Below are 20,310 nucleotides of genomic sequence, written 5' to 3'. Positions count from 1 at the left end.
AAGCCGGTGCGGGGGCCGCGGGGCGGCCCCGGCGGCCACTCAGCCGGCGCGGTGCACCACGGCGTCCGCCAACTCGACCAGCGCGGCCTTCGCGTCGCCGTCGGGCAGCGGCGCGAGCGCGGCCCGCGCGTCCTCCGCGTAGCGCACGGTGTCCCGGCGGGCCTGCTCCAGCGCGGGGTGCTCCCGCAGCCGGGCCAGCGCCTCCGCGTGCCGCGCGTCGTCCGTCAGGTCGGAGTCCAGCAGCTCGCACAGCGCGACGTCCTCGGCGAGCCCCAGCCGCTCGGCCCGCTCGCGCAGCCGCAACACCGGCAGCGTGGGAATGCCCTCGCGCAGGTCGGTGCCCGGGGTCTTGCCGGACTCGTGCGACTCGGACGCGATGTCGAGGACGTCGTCCGCGAGCTGGAAGGCGACGCCGAGCCGCTCGCCGTACTGCGTCAGCACGTCGACGACCGTCTCGTCGGCGCCCGACATCATCGCCCCGAAGCGGCAGGCCACGGCGACCAGCGAGCCGGTCTTGCCGCTCAGCACGTCCAGGTAGTGGTCGACCGGGTCCCGCCCGTCGCGCGGCCCGGCGGTCTCCAGGATCTGGCCGGTCACCAGCCGCTCGAACGCCTCGGCCTGGATGCGGACGGCGTCGGGACCCAGGTCGGCCAGGATGTAGGAGGCGCGGGCGAAGAGGAAGTCGCCGGTGAGGACGGCCACCGAGTTGCCCCAGCGGACGTTGGCGCTGTCGACGCCGCGCCTGACGTCGGCCTCGTCCATCACGTCGTCGTGGTACAGCGTGGCGAGGTGCGTCAGCTCGACGACCACGGCCGAGGGCACGACACCCGGCGCGTAGGGATCACCGAACTGGGCGGCGAGCATCACGAGGAGCGGCCGGAACCGCTTCCCGCCGGCCCGCACGAGGTGCTGGGCGGCTTCCGTGATGAAGGGGACCCCGCTCTTGGTGGCTTCGAGCAAACCCTCCTCGACAGCCGCCAATCCGGCCTGGACATCGGCTTCGAGAGCCTGGTCCCGCACGCTCAGCCCGAACGGCCCGACGACGGTCACGAGAGGTTCTCCTGTCTGCTGACGATCACATGGCGAACTCGGTCGATCATTCTTTCGATGACACGGTTTGTCGATGTGTCGCTGCCATCACTCAAGTCAGCGTATCCGGTCACGTTTCGATCACCACGAGCGCCCACCGTCCCCCGGCCGACGTGACCCCGCCGGGAGGTACGCCGGAATACACCTGTAAGACACACGGAACCGCCCGTGCGCCGCATGCCGCGGGTACCCCTCCCGTCCGGGCGGTATCCGACGGCCGTCGACATGTTCACGATCACCTACTGCTCCGCCGACGGCCCGGCGCCCCGCCCCCGGGCCCTGCGGGGCCGGGGGCGCACGGGAGAGAGGGGCGTGGCCCCCGGTTCGTCCGCGTCCGGCCCCGAGCCCGGCCCGCGGACGATCACCCCGCCCCCGACCCGTCCCGCTCCCCCGGCGCGGCTTTCCGCCAGGGGCACGGAACCGCCGCCCGCACGCCCCCGCGTCCTCCCCCACGCCGTCCCGCGCGACCTCGGCCGCGCCGCCCCCGCGCCTCCTCCCTCCCGCCCGCCGTCCCCCACGACCCGGTCCGGTTGCCGCACCACCGTTCGACGCGTCCCGTGCGCCGAGGCGAGCCCCCGGGCATCCGTCCGGCCCTCCCCCGTGGAGCCGCGCGCAGGACGCCCTCGCCCCACTCCACCCCTCCCCGACGGCGCCCGACCGCTCGCCCGGACGCGGCGCCCGGCGGCCGACAAGCCACCCCGACGCTCCGACGCTCCGGGGGCGCCTCCCCGACCCGCCGACCGGCCGGACCCCACCACACGGCCGCCGGCACCCCTGGGTAAGCCGGACTCCGCCCCCCGCCCGCGTCCGGGGCCGCCCTGCACGGTCTCGGCACAGCGGACGGCACGGCGGACGGCACGCCGGACGTCGCGCGGGGCACGACCGGAGGCCCTTCCGCGTGCCGGGACCTCGGTCGCCCAGCGGCCCGCCACCCCGACCCTGGCCACCGGCCGCGCGGGCGGTTCGGTTCGGCATCCCATCGGGACCGCCCGACCGCGCCGCGGGGCGCCACCCGCGCGCCCGCCCCGCCGGGGGCGGTCGTCGCGGTCCGCCGGGCGGACGACCGCCGTGACGCACGGGCACCCCCTCCAGGCGGTTCCGACCTCGGCACGGGCCCGCCCGGGGGTCAGCCGTGCCCGCCCCGGCGGCCGGACCGCCGGCCCGGTGCCCGCCCGTGAGGTGATGGGGCGTGGCACATGGACGGGGCGCCCGGCAGGCTTCACCCGTCTCCGGTTGACCGCCCGCGCGGGGTCGGCCCGGCGCCAAGCCCGGCGCCGGGTCACATCGGATCGGGTCGATGCGGGTCGGGTCGGGTCGAGGCGGGTCGGGTCGAATCGGGGCGGGGCACAACGTCGCCCCGCTGAGTCGACGGCGTCCCGTCCCCTGACGCCGCCTCCTTTCTCCGAGGTCCGGCGGACCGACGCCGGGCCCAATCGGCCGCGCACGCAACGGCGTTCGCCCGGCGGCCCGCGCCGCTTCCGCCCCACCCCCGTCAACTCATCGCGCGCGGCGCGGCGTTCGCCGGGCCGGCCGGCCTGCGGCGCCTCCGCCGGTCCGCTCGTGCGTGACGCACCCCGGCAGGGCCTGTCCGGCATGCGGGCGCCACCGTGACCGTCCCGTAACTCCCGGCACGCCAAACGGCGGTGGCGTAATGCCCGACTTGCCCGTCATGCCGCGTTGGCGACCGTTGCACGCGTGAATTGAGTCACCCGCCGACCAGTGGATCACCCTCGGCCCACCACCCACGAACCCCTTCACCAAAGGCAAGTTGAGGATTCAATTCCGGCGCAAACGGACGTTTCGCCACGCCCCCAAAAGGGCGAAAGCGATCTTCAACGCCACATCGGGCCTTGTTCCCGACATGTGCAGTCGCATACGTTCTCGTCGACCCCGGGCGGATCGCCGAATCCTGCCGTCGCCCGGAACCCATCCACCCACGCACACACGGCAGGAGCGGGGGAACCACAGGTAGGCCGCCGATCCGGAAGACCGGACCGGCTAGGGGTGAAGCCGCGCCCGAAACGCGGCCGGGCATCTCCCGCCCGAACCCGACAGCTCACCTCGCAGGCGTCGGAGAGGACAATTCGTCATGCCCGCAGGCACGCACCGCCCCGCCCGCAAGAACATCGTCACCCGCGGAATGATCGCCGCGGGGACGGGCGCCCTGGCCTTGGCCCTGCCGCTCGTGAGCGCGACCGGCGCCCACGCCGCCACCCCCCAGGCCGCCAAGACCGCGGCCGTCCCCAACGTCCAGCTCATCACCTACAAGGTGGTCGCCGGCGACACGCTGACCAAGATCGCGAAGAAGTACCCGTCGAGCGGCGGCTGGAAGAAGCTGTACACGGCGAACCGCGCGGTCATCGGGAACGACCCGAGCCACCTGCGCACGGGCCTGACGCTCACGGTCGGCACCAAGACCCTGAAGTCGGCCGCGGCCACGACGACCGCCAAGACCACGGCCACCCAGGCGTCCGCCACCACGTACGCGAACAACCTGGACGGCTGGATCAAGGAGTCCCTGGACATCATGGGCAAGGCGGGCATCCCCGGCACCTATGACGGCATTCACCGCAACGTGATGCGCGAGTCCTCGGGCAACCCGAAGGCCATCAACAACTGGGACTCCAACGCCGTCGCGGGCACCCCCTCCAAGGGGCTCCTCCAGGTCATCGACCCCACGTTCCTGGCCTACCACGTGCCCGGCACCTCGATGGACCCCTACGACCCGGTCGCCAACATCACGGCGGCCTGCAACTACGCCGCCGCGAAGTACGGCTCGATCGACAACGTCAACGGCGCCTACTGATCCCCGCGGCGCACCCTCTCCCCCCACACCACGACATCGGCCGGCGGCACCCACGGGTCCGCCGGCGGTGCCGTACGAGAGGGGCGCCTCCGGATCGCGCGGGCACCCTCCGGGGGCCCGGCCCGCCGGGCCCCGCCGGGAGGTCCGCGCGGGCACCCTCCCGAGGCCGCGGGGCGGGCGGCGCCGGTACCGAGGCCCGGGTCAGCAGCGCTCTCCGCACCCGAAGACCCGCTCCAGGACCACCGCGATGCCGTCGTCCTCGTTGGACAGCGTCACCTCGTCGGCCACCGCTTTCAGTTCGGGATGCGCGTTGGCCATCGCGACCCCGTGTGCCGCCCAGTCGAACATCGGGATGTCGTTCGGCATGTCCCCGAACGCGAGCGTCCCCGACGGGCTCAGCCCGAGACGGGCCGCGGCGAGCGCGAGACCGGTGGCCTTGGTCACTCCGCATGGCTGGAGTTCGACGGTACCGGGCCCCGACATGGTGACCGTCGCCAGCGAACCGACCACTCCCCGCGCCGCCGAGGCCAACTCGTCGTCGGACAGCGACGGATGGCGCAGCAGCACCTTGCTGATCGGCTGCGCCCACAGGTCGTCCCGGCTCCGCACCCGCACAGCGGGCAGCGTCGGGTGCGGCATGACGTAGCCCGGCTCGATGAGGGTCAGCCCGTCCACGCCGTCCTGGTCCACCGCCGCGTACAGCAGGCCGACCTCCGCCTCGATCTTGCCGAGCGCCGTCTCCGCCAACTCCCGTTCCAGCGTGACCGACCAGAGCATCCGGTCGGTTCCGGCGTCGTAGAGCTGCGCGCCCTGCCCGCACACCGCCAGTCCCCGGCCGCCGAGTTCGTCCAGCAGCGGCCTGACCCGCGGTGCGGGGCGGCCCGTCACCACCAGGTGCCGGGCACCTGCCGCGGTCACTTTCGCCAACGCGGCCCGCGACCGGTCGGAGAGCGTGTCGTCGCCGCGGAGCAGCGTTCCGTCCAGGTCAGTGGCGATGAGTGAATATGCAGTCGGAGCGGCCATGATCCGAAGAATACGGATCGCGGGACCCGTCGACCCCGCCGGAACCGGACGACGTCCGGTATCCCGTCGGCAACGCCGTTCACCGCACGGTGGCAGGCGCGTTGCGACCGGTTGGGATCACGCACGGCCCGCTTCCGTCCGGTCGGACTTTCCCGTGCAGGACCGATCACAACGGCTCAACACCGCCGTTCCCCCCGCGCCCGTCCCACCCGAACCACCGGAGCGGCAGCACACGACGGGGTGCCGGCGGCCGGTTCCGGGACCGGGGGGGGACGCGGGCGGTCACCCCGGCGGGCAGGCGGAAACGTCCGTCGCCCGATCGGGCGACGGACGTCCACGCGCCCGGCCGGTCCCGGGTCCACCGGTGACCGGCCACCGGACGCTCACCCGTGGGCGGCCGCCAGATGCCGGGCCAGACGCGGCGACGCGAACCGGGTGCCGCACACGAACCGCATGACCGGACCGTACGAGGACGCCGCGGGCAGGCCGGTGAAGTACAGGCCGGGAACCGACGAGCGGTATCCGGCGCCCAGCCGCGGAGTGCCGCGGCTGACGGCCAGCGCGGTCCGCAGCCCGTCCCCGAGGAAGTCCATCGCGGCGATGTCCACGCGGTATCCGGTCGCCGCCACGACGTGGTCGGCGGACAGGTCGTCCAGCCGGCCGCCGTGGGTCTGCACCGTGAGGACGGGCTTGCCCTCCGCGGCTCCCGCCCGGACGATCCGCCGCACCTCGCGGACGGCGACCCTGCCCTCGAAGCGGTCCCGCAGCCACCAGGCGCCGAGCGGTCCGAGCACCCGGCGGACCAGGTAGTGCCGTGCCCCGGCGGGCAGATGGCGGTAGGGCTGCGCGTGGTGGCTGAGGGCCCACAGCGACCAGGCCCGCCCGAACGGCGACTCCGGGCGCAGCTTCGGCTGGTCCCACGGCGGCGCGCCGAAGTCCACCGCTCCCCGCCCCCGGGACACCACCGTCACCCGCGCGCCCGCCTCCGCCGCCAGCACCGCCGTCTCCAGCGCGGACTGGCCCGCGCCGACGACGATCAGGTCCTTGCCGGCGAACCGGCTCAGGTCGTGGTGCTGCGAGCTGTGCGACAGGGGTCCCGAGGGCGTCGGCCCGTCCGCCGCCGCCTCGGCCAGCGCGGCGGGCAGATACGCCAGCCCGGACAGCCCGGTGGCCACGACGACCGCCCGCGCCGTGAAGGACTCCCCCGAGTCGAGCTTGAGGACGAAACCGTCCGGGCCGCCCGGGGAGCCCCGGCCGCTCCCGCGGTCGACCGAGACGACCCGGACCTGCTCCAGACCGGGCACGAGCCGCTCCTGGAACCACTGCCCGTAGCCGATGAACGTCTCGACGGGAATGATGTCCTCGTCCGTGGCGAGCGGCCGCGTCCCCGCGGCAGCGCAGTAGTCGCCGAGGGTGTGCCCCCGCTGCGGGGCGTCGATGCTCGACGCGGCCGGGGTCGACTTCAGGAGCATCCCCTCGGGCATGTGGTCGCGCCAGCTGACCATGGGTTCGCCGAAGACCCGCACCGGAATGCCCCGCGCCCGCAGATGGGCGGCGGTGGACAGCCCGAACGGCCCCGCGCCGATGACTGCTACCGGATGGTTCACGAAGTCCCTCCCCAGGACGTACGACGCCTACTTCGTGGTGGAACCGCCGCCGCGGCGGCTGGTCCGCCACAGCTGGTGGAGATGGCGCGCGCCCGGCCGGACCAGGCGCGCGAGCATCGTGAAGAACGGCCGCAGGTCGTCACCCGCGAGCCAGGCCAGCTCCGTACCGCTCGCCCGGGCCGGCGCGTGCGGTGTCGTGTAGCCGCTGCGCCGGTAGGCGAGCAGGGCCGGCAGGTCGATGTTCTCCACGACGTACCGGTGCCCGGTGCGCTGTTCCCCCTCCGGAACCCGGCGGCCGGTCAGATGCAGGTGCAGCGCACGGACGACGTCGATCCCCGACTCGCTCTCGAAGAGGCGGAACTGGGCGCCCATGCGCGGGTTGAAGTCGAGCAGCTTGTACCGGCCGTCCCGGCGGTCGAACCGCAGGTCGAGGTCGATGACGCCGGTGAAGCCGATCCGCTGGACGAACCGCGCGGCGATGTCCGCGAGTTCCGGGTTGTCGACGACGTACGCGTGCGCCGTCATGCCCGCGTGCGGCGGCCACGAGCGGACCTTCACGCCGGTGAACATCGACAGCGGCGTCGAGTCCGCGTCGAAGCAGGCGTGCACGATCCAGTCCTCCGCCTCCTCCCTCGGCAGGTACTCCTGGAGGATCACACCGGGCCGCGGCCCCCAGTCCCGGGCGAGGGCCAGCAGCCCCTCGCGGGTCGCGATCCGCGTCGTCCCGTTCACCGCGGGCCGGCTGCGCCGCACGAACGCCTCCCGGTTCTTGGCGACGAGCGGGAAGAGCGCCTTCTCGGCGAACGCCTCGATCTCGTCGTACGACTCGGGGAACGCGGCGGCGGGGCTCGGGACGCCGTGCTCCGCGCACAGCTCGTGCAGCCCCTGCTTGCTGGCGAGCCGCCGCGGCAGCCCGGCCTCCACCCGCGGGAAGAGGAAGCGGCCCGCCAACTCCTCCTGGTGCTCCGCGATCAGGACCGCGGCCTCCTCGTCGGTCGGGACCAGCACCGTCGGCCGGCCGATGCGCCGGCCCACGCGCAGCAACCCCTCGACGAGCCGCCCGGGCTCCTCCGTCCCCCGGGTCGGCCACACGAACGCGCGCCGCAGATACCGCGACGCGGCGGCCGGCGTGTACCGGTCCTCGGTGATGGCGTACATCGGCACGCCCAGCCGGCCCAGGCTCCGGATGGCACCCACTCCGCCGTGGTGCAGCGGATAGTTTCCGAACTTGACGATGAGACCCGGGACTTCACGGTCGGCGTCGACCGGCACACCACTGGAACTCCTGGCCATGCGCCCCCCACATGTCCCCCTGCGGACCGGACCCACCCCGCCCGTTTCCCCCAAAGGACGCTAAGCCGGAATTGCCACCTCCGACAAGGCCATACCGGACATTGCAAACTCTTTAGACACTGCCGCTGTGGGGCCCCTCCCCCGTAACGTGTGCTCCGACCACACGAAACGCGTGGAACGCACGGATCACATGGCGAGTACGAATCCGAAAGCGAGGCAGCACCCGATGCCCCCCTTCGATGTTCCCGAGGGCGATCCCTTCGGCCCGCACAACCTCCCCTACGGAGTCTTCTCCCCGGCCGGACCGCAGGGCACCGGTGAGCGGCGCGTGGGCGTACGCCTCGGCGACCACGTGCTGGACGCGGGCGCCGCGGCCCGGGCCCTCGGCTCCCCCTACGCCGGGCTGCTCGCGCAGCCGACACTGGACCCGCTGCTCGCCGCGGGCCGCACCGCCTGGTCCGACGTCCGCCGCGCGCTGACGGCGTGGGTGACCGTCCCCGCCCACCGGGACGCCCTCGCCCCCCACTTCCACCCGCTGTCCGAGGTGACCCTCCACCTGCCCTTCACCGTCGCGGACTACGTCGACTTCTACGCCTCGGAGAACCACGCCCGCAACGTCGGCCGGATCTTCCGCCCCGAGGCCGCCGACTCCCTCACCCCCAACTGGAAGCACCTGCCGATCGGCTACCACGGCCGCTCCGGCACGGTCGTGGTCTCCGGCACGGACGTGGTGCGCCCGTCGGGCCAGCGCAAGGCGCCCGCCGACGCCGACCCGGTCTTCGGCCCCTCGATCCGCCTCGACATCGAGGCCGAGGTCGGCTTCGTCGTCGGCACCCCCTCCGCGATGGGCCGCCCGGTCGCGCTCGGCGACTACCGCGACCACGTCTTCGGGCTCTGCCTGCTCAACGACTGGTCGGCCCGCGATCTCCAGGCGTGGGAGTACGTGCCCCTCGGCCCCTTCCTCGGCAAGTCGTTCGCCACCTCGGTGTCGGCCTGGATCACGCCGCTCGACGCCCTCGACGAGGCCCGCGTCGCGCCCCCGGCCCGCACGCACCCCCTCCTGCCCTACCTCGACGACGCCTCCGAGGACCCGGGCGGCTACGACCTGAGGATCTCGGTCGCCGTCAACGGCCACGTCGTCTCCGAGCCCCCGTTCTCCACCATGTACTGGACGGCGGCCCAGCAACTGGCGCACATGACGGTCAACGGGGCCTCGCTGCGCACCGGCGACCTCTACGGCTCCGGCACCGTCAGCGGCCCCTCCGACGCGGAGCGCGGCTCCCTGCTCGAACTCACCTGGAACGGCCGCGACGCCCTCGAACTCCCCGACGGCAAGCGCACGTTCCTGGAGGACGGCGACGAGGTCACCCTGACCGCCTGGGCACCCGGCCCGGGCGGCTCCCGGGTGGGCCTGGGCGAGGTCCGGGGCCGCATCGCGCCGGCGGTCGCCGGATAGGGCGCCGGGCCCGCGACGCCCTGTTCCGCCGACGGCGGGCAGGGCGTCCGCCGACAGCGGGGACCGGCCGGCCGGCCGCACCCACCGCGCCTGCGGCAGGGCACGCCACACCCCGCGTCCGAGAACCCCTCGGGGGCCCGCTCTGGTCCGATCCGGACCGAGCGGGACCGGAGGCCGGGCCGGTCGGGCGCCGGGGCGGCCTACATCCAGTCCTCGGGCTCCGGTTCCTGGTCCAGCTCGGGCCAGTCGGGGTCCGGCACATGGCCGGCGGCCGGGTCCGGCAGCCGGCCCGTCGCCGGTGCCGCGGCCCGGGCCGGGGCGCCGGAGTCCGGTGCCGGGCCCGCCTGGGCCGCACCGTCGCCGAGCCCGGCGAGCACCCCGATCACCCCCTCGCCGTAGGTCGCGAGCTTCTTCTCGCCCACCCCGCCGACGGAGCCCAGGTCCCTCACCGACGTGGGCCACACCGTGGCGATCTCCCGCAAGGTGGCGTCGTGGAAGATGACGTACGCCGGGACGCCCTGCTCGCGCGCCTGCTCGGCACGCCAGGCGCGCAGCGCCTCGAAGGCGGGGACGAGTTCGGCGGGCAGCTCGGCCGCCGCGGCCTTGGCCTTGCGCTCCCCCCTGGAGCCCGAGGAGCGGGAGGCGGCCTGCTTCGGCGGCTCCTTGCGCAGCGGCACCTCGCGCTCGCGCCGCAGCACGGTCCCGCTGGCCTCGGTCAGCACCAGCGTGCCGTACTCGCCCTCGACCGCGATGAGCCCCTGAGCCAGCAACTGCCGGACCACCCCGCGCCATTCGGCCTCGGCCAGCTCCTCGCCGATCCCGAAGACGGACAGCTGGTCGTGGTCGAACTGGATCACCTTGGCGGTCCTGCGGCCGAGCAGGATGTCCACGATCTGCCCCGCGCCGAACTTCTGCCCCCGCTCCCGTTGCAGGCGCACCACGGTGGACAGCAGTTTCTGCGCGGCGACCGTGCCGTCCCAGGTCTCGGGGGGCGTCAGACAGGTGTCGCAGTTGCCGCAGGCCGGGGTGTCGGGGTCCTGCCCGAAGTAGGCGAGGAGCTGGGAGCGCCGGCACTGGGCGGTCTCGCACAGGGCGAGCATCGCGTCCAGGTGGGAGGCGGCGCGGCGGCGGAACGCCTCGTCCCCCTCCGAGCCCTGGATCAGCTTGCGCTGCTGGACCACGTCCTGGAGCCCGTAGGCCATCCACGCGGTGGACGGCAGCCCGTCGCGGCCCGCGCGGCCCGTCTCCTGGTAGTACCCCTCCACCGACTTCGGCAGGTCGAGGTGGGCGACGAACCGGACGTCCGGCTTGTCGATGCCCATGCCGAACGCGATCGTCGCGACCACCACCAGGCCCTCCTCCCGCAGGAACCGCGCCTGGTGGGCGGCGCGGGTCCCGGCGTCGAGCCCCGCGTGGTAGGGCACCGCCTCCACGCCGTTGCGGGAGAGGAACTCGGCGGTCTTCTCCACGGAGTTGCGCGAGAGGCAGTACACGATGCCCGCGTCGCCGGCGTGCTCCTCGCGCAGGAAGGCCAGCAGCTGCTTCTTGGGGTCGGCCTTCGGCACGATCCGGTACTGGATGTTGGGACGGTCGAAGCTCGCCTCGAAGTGCCGGGCGGCCGGCATGCCGAGGCGCTGGGTGATCTCCCGGTGCGTCGCGCGGGTCGCGGTGGCCGTCAGCGCGAGCCGCGGAACGTCCGGCCAGCGCTCGCCCAGCAGCGACAGGGCCAGGTAGTCGGGGCGGAAGTCGTGCCCCCACTGGGCGACGCAGTGCGCCTCGTCGATCGCGAAGAGGGAGACCTTCCCCCGCGAGATCAGATCCAGCGTGGACTCCAGGCGCAGCCGCTCCGGGGCGAGGTAGAGCAGGTCGAGCTCGCCGGCCAGGAACTCGGCCTCGACCACGCGCCGCTCGTCGAAGTCCTGCGTGGAGTTCATGAACCCCGCGCGCACGCCCAGCGCCCGCAGCGCGTCCACCTGGTCCTGCATGAGCGCGATGAGCGGGGAGACCACGATGCCCGTCCCCGGCCTGACCAGGGACGGAATCTGGTAGCAGAGGGACTTGCCGCCGCCGGTCGGCATCAGGACGACGGCGTCACCGCCCGCCACCACGTGCTCGATGATCGCTTCCTGCTCGCCGCGGAAGGCGTCGTAGCCGAAGACCCGGTGGAGGGTGGCCAGCGCCTCGCTCCCGCCCGGCGTCTCCGTCACGTCCGCTCCGGTCGTCACACCCGTCCCGCCCATCGTCCTGTCCCCCGCACCTCGCGCCTCGACCACACCGTCCACGATAGGGGTCCGCGCCGACACCCCGAGACGTGTCCACAGGCTGCGACCGGCCGGCTCCTCCGCGCACCGGGTGGGCCGCACATCGTCCCGGCACCGGGACGGCGCCCCCGCGCTCGCCGAAGTCCGGCCCGGCTCCTGCTCCGGCGGGCCCTCCGGCCGCCGCGCGGGCGACCGGGGCCCGTGCCGGGGCGCCGCCGGGCCGCGTGTCCCGCCACGCAGCCGACGCCCGTGCCGGGGCCCGGCAGGGCCGCTGTCCCGCGCGCTGCCGGAGTCGCCCCTCGTGCCGGCGGCGGCTTCGCGGGAGGCTGGCGGCGCCACGGGGAGGGGACGGGATGAGGCATGTTCCATTCTTCCGCTGGGTCCTGACGCTGGGCTTCGTGCTCTTCACCTGCGCGGTGGGGCTGTACGCGTTCGGGCCGGGCCTGCCGGACACGCGCCAGATCGATCTGACGGTGCTCGACGAGAAGCCCGACGGGGCGTGCCGGGTGCGGTGGCACGACCCGTATCAGGACCGGACGAGGGAAGAGCCGTACCGGTGCGACCCGGGCCGGTCCGACCTGCTGAAGGCGCCGCAGTGGGCCGACGGCGGCGGCTACGGCTGGGAGAGCGGGTTCATGCTGACCGAGGGACGGCACCGAGGAGATCTCGAAGATGCCGGAGCCGATACCGGCCTCGGGTCCGCGGACGTCTTCCTGCTGCTGGGGGCACCGCTCGTCACCCTCGGCCTGATCGGCGGCAATCTGCGGGCGCTGCCTCGGACCCTCGGGGTGCGGGCACCGCTCGTCCGCCGTGCGATGGGCCTGTCCTCGGCGGCGGCCCGCGTGGCCGACGACTACGAACGGGCCCTGGCCGCGGTGCGGGAGGCCGGACGCCATGCCGACCTGTCCCGCGACACCGGCAGCGGCCCGGGTGCGCGACTGGTCACCGCGCTCTGGGTGCTCAAGGAGGCGGGCCCGTCCGCGGGCGAGACGGCCGCCCGCGGACGGGCGATCGCACGGCGGCTCGACGGACTGCTTCAGGACACGGCACCCTCGGCCGACCTGCGGAGCAGCTTGCGGGCCGGACCGGTGGCCCGGGCGCGCGCCGGCCGCGCCGTCGCCGAACTGGGGGCGTTGCTGGCCGAGGCGGAGCGGGACGGCCTGCCGGAACGCTGTGCGCAGACCTCGGTCGACCTGCTCAGGGGCCAGGACGCCGAGTGGGCGGCGCTCGCCGCTGCCACGGACTTCGCGCGGGACCCCGCCGCGTACCGGCACCTGCTGGCACGCTGGGCTCCGGCCGCCGATCCGCCGCCGGCACGGCCCGCTGCCCGGACGCCCTGGTGGCGCCGGCGGCGGTGACCGTCCGGCGCCGTCCCCCGGCCGGTACGACGTCGGCCCCCGCCGCGAGCACAGCGGCCGGCACCAATCCGTACCGTGTCGGACCTACGAGACGGAGCGGCGATCGGCCGCGGTGGCGCCGGAGTCGGGAAGCTCGAAGCGACTGGGAAAGGGGAAATAGGATTCCAGGAAGGCTTCGAGCCGTTCGGAGACCTGGCGCTGCCGGTCCTCGGGCGTGTTCACGTCGTTGAGGCAGAAGAAGTCGAAACGGCGGGTCGCCAGCAGGTCCGCCATGCGCTCGGGGGCCTCGGGCTTGGCGACGTCGATGTAGCGCAGCTTGAACGTTCCCGGAACGGCACGGCCGGTGAGGTAGGCGTGATGGTGGTGCAGTGACGCGCCCATGGCGATGTCGTCGGTGGCCCGGAACCGGGAACGGCTGGTCCGCTGGACGTCTTCGGCGAATCGGTTCTCGATGTCCCGCATGACGGAGCGGATTTGCGGGTGCGGCGTGTGCATGAACTTGTTGACGGTGAACCGCCCGTGCTCCTTCAGCAGAAGGCTGCGGACGTTCTTTCCCGCCGCGTTGGGCGCGGGTTCGTCCGCGTGGGGCGCGCCCAGTCCGAGCTGGAACGGGGAGAACGGGAGCTTGGCGATGCCGTTGCCGTGGAAGAAGTGGCCGGCCGTTATGGGACGGCCGAGGAAGACGTCGTCGTTGAAGTAGAGGTAGTGCTCGGACAGCCCGTCGATGTGGTGGAGCCGGGTGCCGATGGCATGGGAGTTGAACACCGGCAGCGCGGTCGGGTCGCTGAAGATGTCCTTGTGGTCGACGACCTCGATGCCCGCGGCGTCCGTGTCGAGCCAGTGGGGGGTCTGGCCGTCGGTCACGAGATAGACCGTGCGGACGAACGGCGCGTACATCTGGAGCGACCGCAGCGAGTACCGCAGCTCGTCGTGGCTGGTGTACCGGGAAGCGCCCGTCTCGCGGGCGTGGATGCGGGAGGCGGTGCCGTCACGGTGGGCCCGGCGTTTGGCGGCGTGGACCGGGTCGTTTCCGTCGACCCAGGTGTAGACCACGTCGATCGGGAAGTCGACGGCGCCGATCGTGGGCTGCGCGTAGTCGGTCCACGTCGGGTAGGCCCGGCCGGATATCTCGCGAACGGCCGGTTCGAGCGCGTCCGCGGGCAGGACATCGGAGACGGCGTTGGAACGGGGGGCGACCAGCGCGCCCGAGAGCACCGAGAGCGGCGTCTGGGTGCGCAGGGCGTCGATCCGCTCGGAGGCCCGCCCGTCGCCGCCCTCGCTCGCCGCCACGAGGTCGTCGCCCTCGGTCCAGAACTCGACGTCGCAGCCGTGGGAGAGGTCCGCGAAGACCTCGCCCGTGCGGCCCAGCAGGATTTCACCGAAGCGGATGGTGCCGCTGCGCTTGAGGGAGGCGGGCAGGGCGCCGTCCGCGTAGAGGGCCGCGTCGGAGGGCCAGGCGTCCTTGCCGGGCTTCACCGCGTACATCGCCGTCGACGCGTACAGTTCCCGCAACGCGGTGAGCAGGGCTTTGCGGTCCCCTATACGGACGCCGACGACGTGACGCACCGGTGAGCGGCCCGGCACGAGGAAGTACTCGACGCCGGCATGGTCCAGGGCGTCCGCCACCAGGGAGAGATTGCGCGCCGATGCCCCGCCGGCGGGGAACGACGTCACTCGGCGACCGAAGTAGGTCCGCCCCTCCACGTCGAACGCCGACAGGTCGCCGTCCCCCTGAAGCCACTCCTCGCGGCGCGCCTCGATCCTGGCCGTCCGCTCGCGTTCGGCCGTGAGCCGGTCTCGCTCGGCTCTCCTGGCCGCCTCCAGGCGGAGCGCCTCGTCGCGCTCCCGCTTCCGGCGGATACGAACGCGAGGCGGAAGGAGCCGCTCCCCTGCAGTCTTCAGTCGTGACGGCATGTAGCGTTCGGCTCCTTCATCCCATGGGAACAGCGTCTTGCCCGGGACAGGCGAGCCCCGGCGAACAAGATCGAAAGAAAGACGCCGGTCATACTAATCGGTATCCCAAGTTCATCCCATGGCCGCTACAAGGTGTTCCCTCATTCATCCAAAGAAGAGCAAACAGCCCTTTTCGCGACAAGTGGCGAAGCTCGCGGGGAACGCGGTCGGCGTCCGGGAGGCACGAGTGCGAGCGCGCGCTCCCGACAGCGCCCTGCGGGCCGCTCCGCTGCGCCGGCGGTGAACGCGAAAGGGCCGGTTCCGCATCCCGAAGGGAGCGGAACCGGCCCGGGGCGCGTGACGCTCAGCGCACGAAGACCCCCGCCTGGCCGGCCAGGTCGAGGAAGTACTGCGGTGCCACACCCAGCACCAGCGTGACCGCCACACCGACCGCGATCGCGGTCATGGTCAGCGGCGAGGGCACGGCGACCGTCGGCCCCTCCGGCTTCGGTTCGCTGAAGAACATCAGCACGATCACCCGGATGTAGAAGAACGCGGCGATGGCCGACGAGATCACACCGACCACGACCAGCGCGCCCGCTCCGCCCTCCGCCGCCGCCTTGAACACGGCGAACTTCCCGGCGAAGCCCGAGGTCAGCGGAATGCCCGCGAAGGCGAGCAGGAAGATCGCGAACACCGCGGCCACCAGCGGGGAACGGCGTCCGAGACCCGCCCACTTGGACAGGTGCGTGGCCTCACCGCCCGCGTCCCGGACGAGCGTGACGACGGCGAAGGCGCCGATCGTGACGAACGAGTACGCCCCCAGGTAGAAGAGGACGGAGGAGACACCGTCGGGCGAGGTCGCGATGACACCCGCGAGGATGAATCCCGCGTGCGCGATCGACGAGTACGCCAGCAGCCGCTTGATGTCGGTCTGGGTGATCGCGACGATCGCGCCGCCCAGCATGGTGACGATCGCCACGGCCCACATGACCGGCCGCCAGTCCCAGCGCAGGCCCGGCAGGACGACGTACAGCAGGCGCAGCAGGGCGCCGAACGCGGCCACCTTCGTCGCCGCGGCCATGAAGCCGGTGACCGGCGTCGGGGCTCCCTGGTAGACGTCCGGTGTCCACATGTGGAAGGGGACGGCGCCGACCTTGAAGAGCAGGCCCATGACGATCAGCGCGGTGCCGATGAGCAGCAGCACGTCGTTGCCCATGGTGCCGGCGAGCGCCGGGTCGACGCTGGTGACCGTGCCGTCGACGACCTGGGCGATCGTCGCGTAGGACACGGAGCCCGCGTAGCCGTAGAGCAGGGCGATGCCGAACAGGGTGAAGGCGGAGGCGAAGGCGCCGAGCAGGAAGTACTTCACCGCGGCCTCCTGCGACATGAGCCGCTTGCGGCGGGCCAGGGCGCAGAGCAGGTACAGCGGGAGGGAGAAGACCTCCAGGGCGATGAACAGCGTCAGCAGGTCGTCGGCCGCCGGGAAGACCAGCATGCCGCTGACCGCGAAGAGCAGCAGCGGGAACACCTCGGTGGTGGTGAACCCGGCCTTCACGGCCGCCTTCTCGCTGTCGCTGCCCGGTACGGACGCGGCCTGCGCGGCGAAGGAGTCGACGCGGTTGCCGTGCGCCTCGGGGTCGAGGCGCCGCTCGGCGAAGGTGAACACGCCGAGGAGTCCGGCCAGCAGGATCGTGCCCTGGAGGAACAGGGCGGGTCCGTCGACGGCGATGGCGCCCATGGCCGCGATGTGGGCCTTGGTGGTGCCGTACCCGCCGGCCGCGAGCGCGACGACCGCGGCGAACGCGGCGGCGAGAGCGACGACGGAGACGAACAGCTGGGCGTGGTAACGGGACTTGCGCGGCACGAACGCCTCGACCAGGATCCCGACGATCGCGGCGCCGAGGATGATCAGCACGGGCGACAACTGCCCGTATTCGATCTTCGGTGCGTTGATCTTGGGGATCGGGTCGGCTGCGACTGCCGCCGTTGTCCACAGGCTGTGGACGGCTGATGCGCTCACTGGGCCGCCTCCACCTCGGGCCGGGGGTCCTTCTCGTGTACGTCTGACATGGTCTGCTTGACCGCCGGGTTGACGATGTCGGTGACCGGCTTCGGGTAGACGCCCAGGAAGATCAGCAGCGCGATCAGCGGGGCGACCACCAGGAGCTCGCGCACCCTGAGGTCCGGCATCTCGGCGACCTCCGCCTTGACCGGGCCCGTCATCGTCCGCTGGTACAGGACGAGGGTGTAGAGCGCGGCGAGGACGATGCCGAAGGTGGCGATGATGCCGACGGCCGGGTAGCGCGCGAACGTGCCCACCAGGACCAGGAACTCGCTCACGAAGGGCGCGAGGCCGGGGAGCGACAGGGTCGCGAGGCCGCCGATGAGGAAGGTGCCCGCGAGCACCGGGGCGACCTTCTGCACCCCTCCGTAGTCGGCGATCAGGCGCGAGCCGCGCCGCGAGATCAGGAATCCGGCCACCAGCATCAGCGCGGCCGTCGAGATCCCGTGGTTGACCATGTACAGCGTCGCGCCCGACTGGCCCTGGCTGGTCATCGCGAAGATGCCCAGGATGATGAAGCCGAAGTGCGAGATCGACGCGTACGCCACCAGCCGCTTGATGTCGCGCTGCCCGACCGCGAGCAGTGCCCCGTAGACGATGCTGACCAGCGCCAGCACGAGGATCACGGGCGTGGCCCACTTGCTGGCCTCCGGGAAGAGCTGGAGGCAGAAGCGGAGCATCGCGAAGGTGCCGACCTTGTCGACGACCGCGGTGATCAGGACGGCGACCGGGGCGGTGGCCTCACCCATGGCGTTGGGCAGCCAGGTGTGCAGCGGCCAGAGCGGCGCCTTCACGGCGAAGGCGAAGAAGAAGCCGAGGAACAGCCACCGCTCGGTGCTGGTCGCCATGTGCAGCGACCCGTCGGCCCGGGCCTGGACGATCTCCTGGAGCGAGAAGTTCCCCGCGACGACGTACAGCCCGATCACCGCGGCCAGCATGATCAGGCCGCCGACCAGGTTGTAGAGGAGGAACTTCACCGCGGCGTACGAGCGCTGGGTGGCCGCCGCCTCGTCGCCGTGCTCGTGGGCCCGGTCCCCGAAGCCGCCGATGAGGAAGTACATCGGGATGAGCATGGCTTCGAAGAAGATGTAGAAGAGGAACACGTCGGTGGCCTCGAAGGAGATGATCACCATCGCCTCGACGGCCAGGATCAGGGCGAAGAAGCCCTGGGTCGGCCGCCACCGCTTGCTGCCGGTCTCGTGCGGGTCGGCGTCGTGCCAGCCCGCGAGGATCACGAACGGCATCAGCAGCGCGGTGAGCGCGACGAGCGCCACCCCGATGCCGTCCACACCCAGCTCGTAGCGCACACCGAAGTCCGCGATCCAGGCGTGCGATTCGGTGAGCTGGTAGCGGTCACCGCCCGGGTCGAAGCGCACCAGGGTGACCACGGCGAGCGCCAGGGTGCCCAGGGAGACCAGCAGGGCGAGCCACTTGGCGGCGGCCCGCCGCGCGGCGGGCACCGCTGCCGTGGCGATCGCCCCGAGGGCCGGGAGCACCGCCGTCGCTGTCAGCAGAGGAAAGGACATCGGTATCAGACCGCCCTCATCAGCAGGGTCGCGGCGACGAGGATGGCCGCACCGCCGAACATCGAGACCGCGTAACTGCGCGCGTAGCCGTTCTGCAGCTTGCGCAGCCGCCCGGAGAGGCCGCCGACCGAGGCGGCCGTTCCGTTGACCACTCCGTCGACCAGCGTGTGGTCGACGTACACCAGGGAGCGGGTGAGGTGCTCACCGCCGCGCACCAGCACGACGTGGTTGAAGTCGTCCTGGAGCAGGTCGCGCCGGGCGGCCCGGGTGAGCAGGGAACCCCGCGGGGCGACGACCGGGACGGAACGCCGGCCGTACTGGAGGTAGGCGATGCCCGCGCCGACGACCAGCAGCACCATCGTGGCCGCCGTGACCGTGAGGGCGCTGACGGGCGAGTCACCCTCGGCGTGCCCGGTGACCGGCTCCAGCCAGTGCAGGAAGCGGTCGCCGATGCCGAAGAAGGCTCCGGCGAACACGGACCCGAAGGCCAGCACGATCATGGGGATCGTCATGGAGCTCGGCGACTCGTGCGGGTGCGGCTCGTGGCCTTCCGCGTCGGGCTGCCAGCGCTTCTCACCGAAGAACGTCATGATCATCACGCGGGTCATGTAGTACGCGGTGATCGCGGCGCCCAGCAGGGCCACGCTGCCGAGGATCCAGCCCTCGGTGCCGCCCTTGGCGAACGCCGCCTCGATGATCTTGTCCTTGGAGAAGAAGCCGGACAGGCCCGGGAAGCCGATGATCGCCAGGTAGCCGAGACCGAACGTCACGAAGGTGACCGGCATGTACCGGCGCAGGCCGCCGAACTTCCGCATGTCCACCTCGTCGTTCATGCCGTGCATGACCGAACCGGCGCCGAGGAAGAGACCGGCCTTGAAGAAGCCGTGCGTCACCAGGTGCATGATCGCGAAGACGTAGCCGATCGGGCCGAGGCCCGCCGCCAGCACCATGTAGCCGATCTGCGACATGGTCGAGCCGGCCAGCGCCTTCTTGATGTCGTCCTTCGCGCAACCGACGATCGCACCGAACAGGAGCGTGACGCCGCCGACCACGGTGACGACGAGCTGCGCGTCGGGCGCCGCGTTGAACACGTTGGCGGAGCGGACGATCAGGTACACGCCCGCGGTGACCATCGTCGCCGCGTGGATGAGGGCCGAGACCGGGGTCGGGCCCTCCATCGCGTCCCCGAGCCAGGACTGCAGCGGCACCTGGGCCGACTTGCCGCAGGCGGCCAGGAGCAGCATCAGGGCGACGGCGGTGAGCTTGCCCTCCGTGGCGTCCCCGACCAGACCCGGGTTCTCCTCGGTGCCGAGCACCGGACCGAAGGCGAACGTCCCGAAGGTGGTGAACATCAGCATGATGGCGATGGACAGGCCCATGTCGCCGACGCGGTTGACCAGGAAGGCCTTCTTCGCGGCGGTGGCGGCGCTGGGCTTGTGCTGCCAGAAGCCGATCAGCAGGTACGAGGCGAGACCGACGCCCTCCCAGCCGACGTACAGCAGCAGGTAGTTGTCGGCGAGGACGAGCAGCAGCATCGCCGCGAGGAAGAGGTTCAGATAGCCGAAGAAGCGGCGGCGGCGCTCGTCGTGCTCCATGTACCCCGTGGAGTACACATGGATGAGCGAGCCGACGCCCGTGATCAGCAGCACGAACGTCATCGACAGCTGGTCGAGCTGGAAGCCGACGTCGGCGCGGAAGCCCCCGACGGGAATCCAGGTGAACAGGTGCTGGGTCAGCGTCCGGTCCTCGGCGCTCCTTCCCAGCATGTCGGTGAAGAGCACGGCGGCGACGACGAAGGAGGCCGCCGCGAGCGCGGTGCCGATCCAGTGGCCGACCGCGTCCAGCCGCCGGCCGCCGCACAGCAGGACGGCGGCTCCGAGCAGAGGCGCCGCGATCAGCAGCGCAATGAGATTGTCCACGATTCAGCGACCCC

Annotated in this window: 12 protein-coding genes and 1 riboswitch; of the genes, 3 read left to right on the top strand and 9 right to left on the bottom strand. The window is 72.5% G+C overall.

Annotated features, from left to right (window positions below):
• Positions 1-39: 39 nt before the first annotated feature.
• Entirely contained in the window at positions 40-1,050 is a 1,011-nt protein-coding gene (locus ACGFS9_RS27550) for a polyprenyl synthetase family protein (protein WP_393256904.1), read from the bottom strand.
• Between the two features lie 1,929 nt (positions 1,051-2,979).
• Positions 2,980-3,174: riboswitch (cyclic di-AMP (ydaO/yuaA leader) on the top strand.
• A gap of 4 nt (positions 3,175-3,178) precedes the next feature.
• Here ACGFS9_RS27550 and ACGFS9_RS27545 point away from each other — a divergent pair.
• Positions 3,179-3,895 (top strand): transglycosylase SLT domain-containing protein, encoded by a 717-nt coding sequence (locus ACGFS9_RS27545; protein ID WP_393256903.1) that lies wholly within the window; start codon positions 3,179-3,181, stop codon positions 3,893-3,895.
• Positions 3,896-4,096: 201 nt separating this feature from the next.
• On the opposite strand, the gene ACGFS9_RS27540 is transcribed toward ACGFS9_RS27545, so the two are convergent.
• From ACGFS9_RS27540 to ACGFS9_RS27530, 3 genes are all read right to left on the bottom strand, one after another.
• A complete protein-coding gene (locus ACGFS9_RS27540) occupies positions 4,097-4,918 on the bottom strand; it encodes an HAD family hydrolase (protein WP_393256902.1) in 822 nt (273 codons plus the stop codon).
• A gap of 383 nt (positions 4,919-5,301) precedes the next feature.
• A complete protein-coding gene (locus ACGFS9_RS27535; protein ID WP_393256901.1) occupies positions 5,302-6,525 on the bottom strand; it encodes an FAD-dependent oxidoreductase in 1,224 nt (407 codons plus the stop codon).
• A gap of 27 nt (positions 6,526-6,552) precedes the next feature.
• Positions 6,553-7,818: an ATP-grasp domain-containing protein gene (locus tag ACGFS9_RS27530; RefSeq protein WP_393256900.1), complete on the bottom strand. Its 1,266-nt coding sequence runs from the start codon at positions 7,816-7,818 to the stop codon at positions 6,553-6,555.
• A gap of 226 nt (positions 7,819-8,044) precedes the next feature.
• On the opposite strand from ACGFS9_RS27530, the gene fahA reads away from it, so the two are divergent.
• A complete protein-coding gene (gene fahA / locus ACGFS9_RS27525) occupies positions 8,045-9,274 on the top strand; it encodes a fumarylacetoacetase (protein ID WP_393256899.1) in 1,230 nt (409 codons plus the stop codon).
• Between the two features lie 200 nt (positions 9,275-9,474).
• Here the strand turns inward: fahA and recQ are convergent, their stop codons facing one another.
• Entirely contained in the window at positions 9,475-11,514 is a 2,040-nt protein-coding gene (recQ, locus tag ACGFS9_RS27520; RefSeq protein WP_393256920.1) for a DNA helicase RecQ, read from the bottom strand.
• A gap of 374 nt (positions 11,515-11,888) precedes the next feature.
• Between recQ and ACGFS9_RS27515 the strand changes: the two genes are divergently transcribed.
• Positions 11,889-12,893 (top strand): hypothetical protein, encoded by a 1,005-nt coding sequence (locus ACGFS9_RS27515; protein WP_393256898.1) that lies wholly within the window; start codon positions 11,889-11,891, stop codon positions 12,891-12,893.
• Positions 12,894-12,977: 84 nt separating this feature from the next.
• On the opposite strand, the gene ACGFS9_RS27510 is transcribed toward ACGFS9_RS27515, so the two are convergent.
• The 4 genes from ACGFS9_RS27510 to nuoL form a co-directional block, all read right to left on the bottom strand.
• Positions 12,978-14,807: a stealth family protein gene (locus ACGFS9_RS27510; RefSeq protein WP_393256897.1), complete on the bottom strand. Its 1,830-nt coding sequence runs from the start codon at positions 14,805-14,807 to the stop codon at positions 12,978-12,980.
• Positions 14,808-15,150: 343 nt separating this feature from the next.
• Positions 15,151-16,809: an NADH-quinone oxidoreductase subunit NuoN gene (nuoN, locus tag ACGFS9_RS27505; RefSeq protein WP_393256896.1), complete on the bottom strand. Its 1,659-nt coding sequence runs from the start codon at positions 16,807-16,809 to the stop codon at positions 15,151-15,153.
• Complete coding sequence (locus ACGFS9_RS27500; RefSeq protein WP_393256895.1) at positions 16,806-18,377, bottom strand: NADH-quinone oxidoreductase subunit M; 1,572 nt, start codon at positions 18,375-18,377, stop codon at positions 16,806-16,808. Before ACGFS9_RS27500 ends, nuoN begins: the two co-directional genes overlap by 4 nt.
• Positions 18,378-18,382: 5 nt before the next feature.
• Positions 18,383-20,296 (bottom strand): NADH-quinone oxidoreductase subunit L, encoded by a 1,914-nt coding sequence (gene nuoL, locus ACGFS9_RS27495; protein ID WP_393256894.1) that lies wholly within the window; start codon positions 20,294-20,296, stop codon positions 18,383-18,385.
• Positions 20,297-20,310: the final 14 nt, after the last annotated feature.

This window comes from Streptomyces sp. NPDC048566 (assembly GCF_043199735.1).
Lineage (GTDB): Bacteria > Actinomycetota > Actinomycetes > Streptomycetales > Streptomycetaceae > Streptomyces.
Note: the sequence above shows the minus strand (reverse complement) of the source record. Positions and strands in the feature narration are given on the sequence as shown.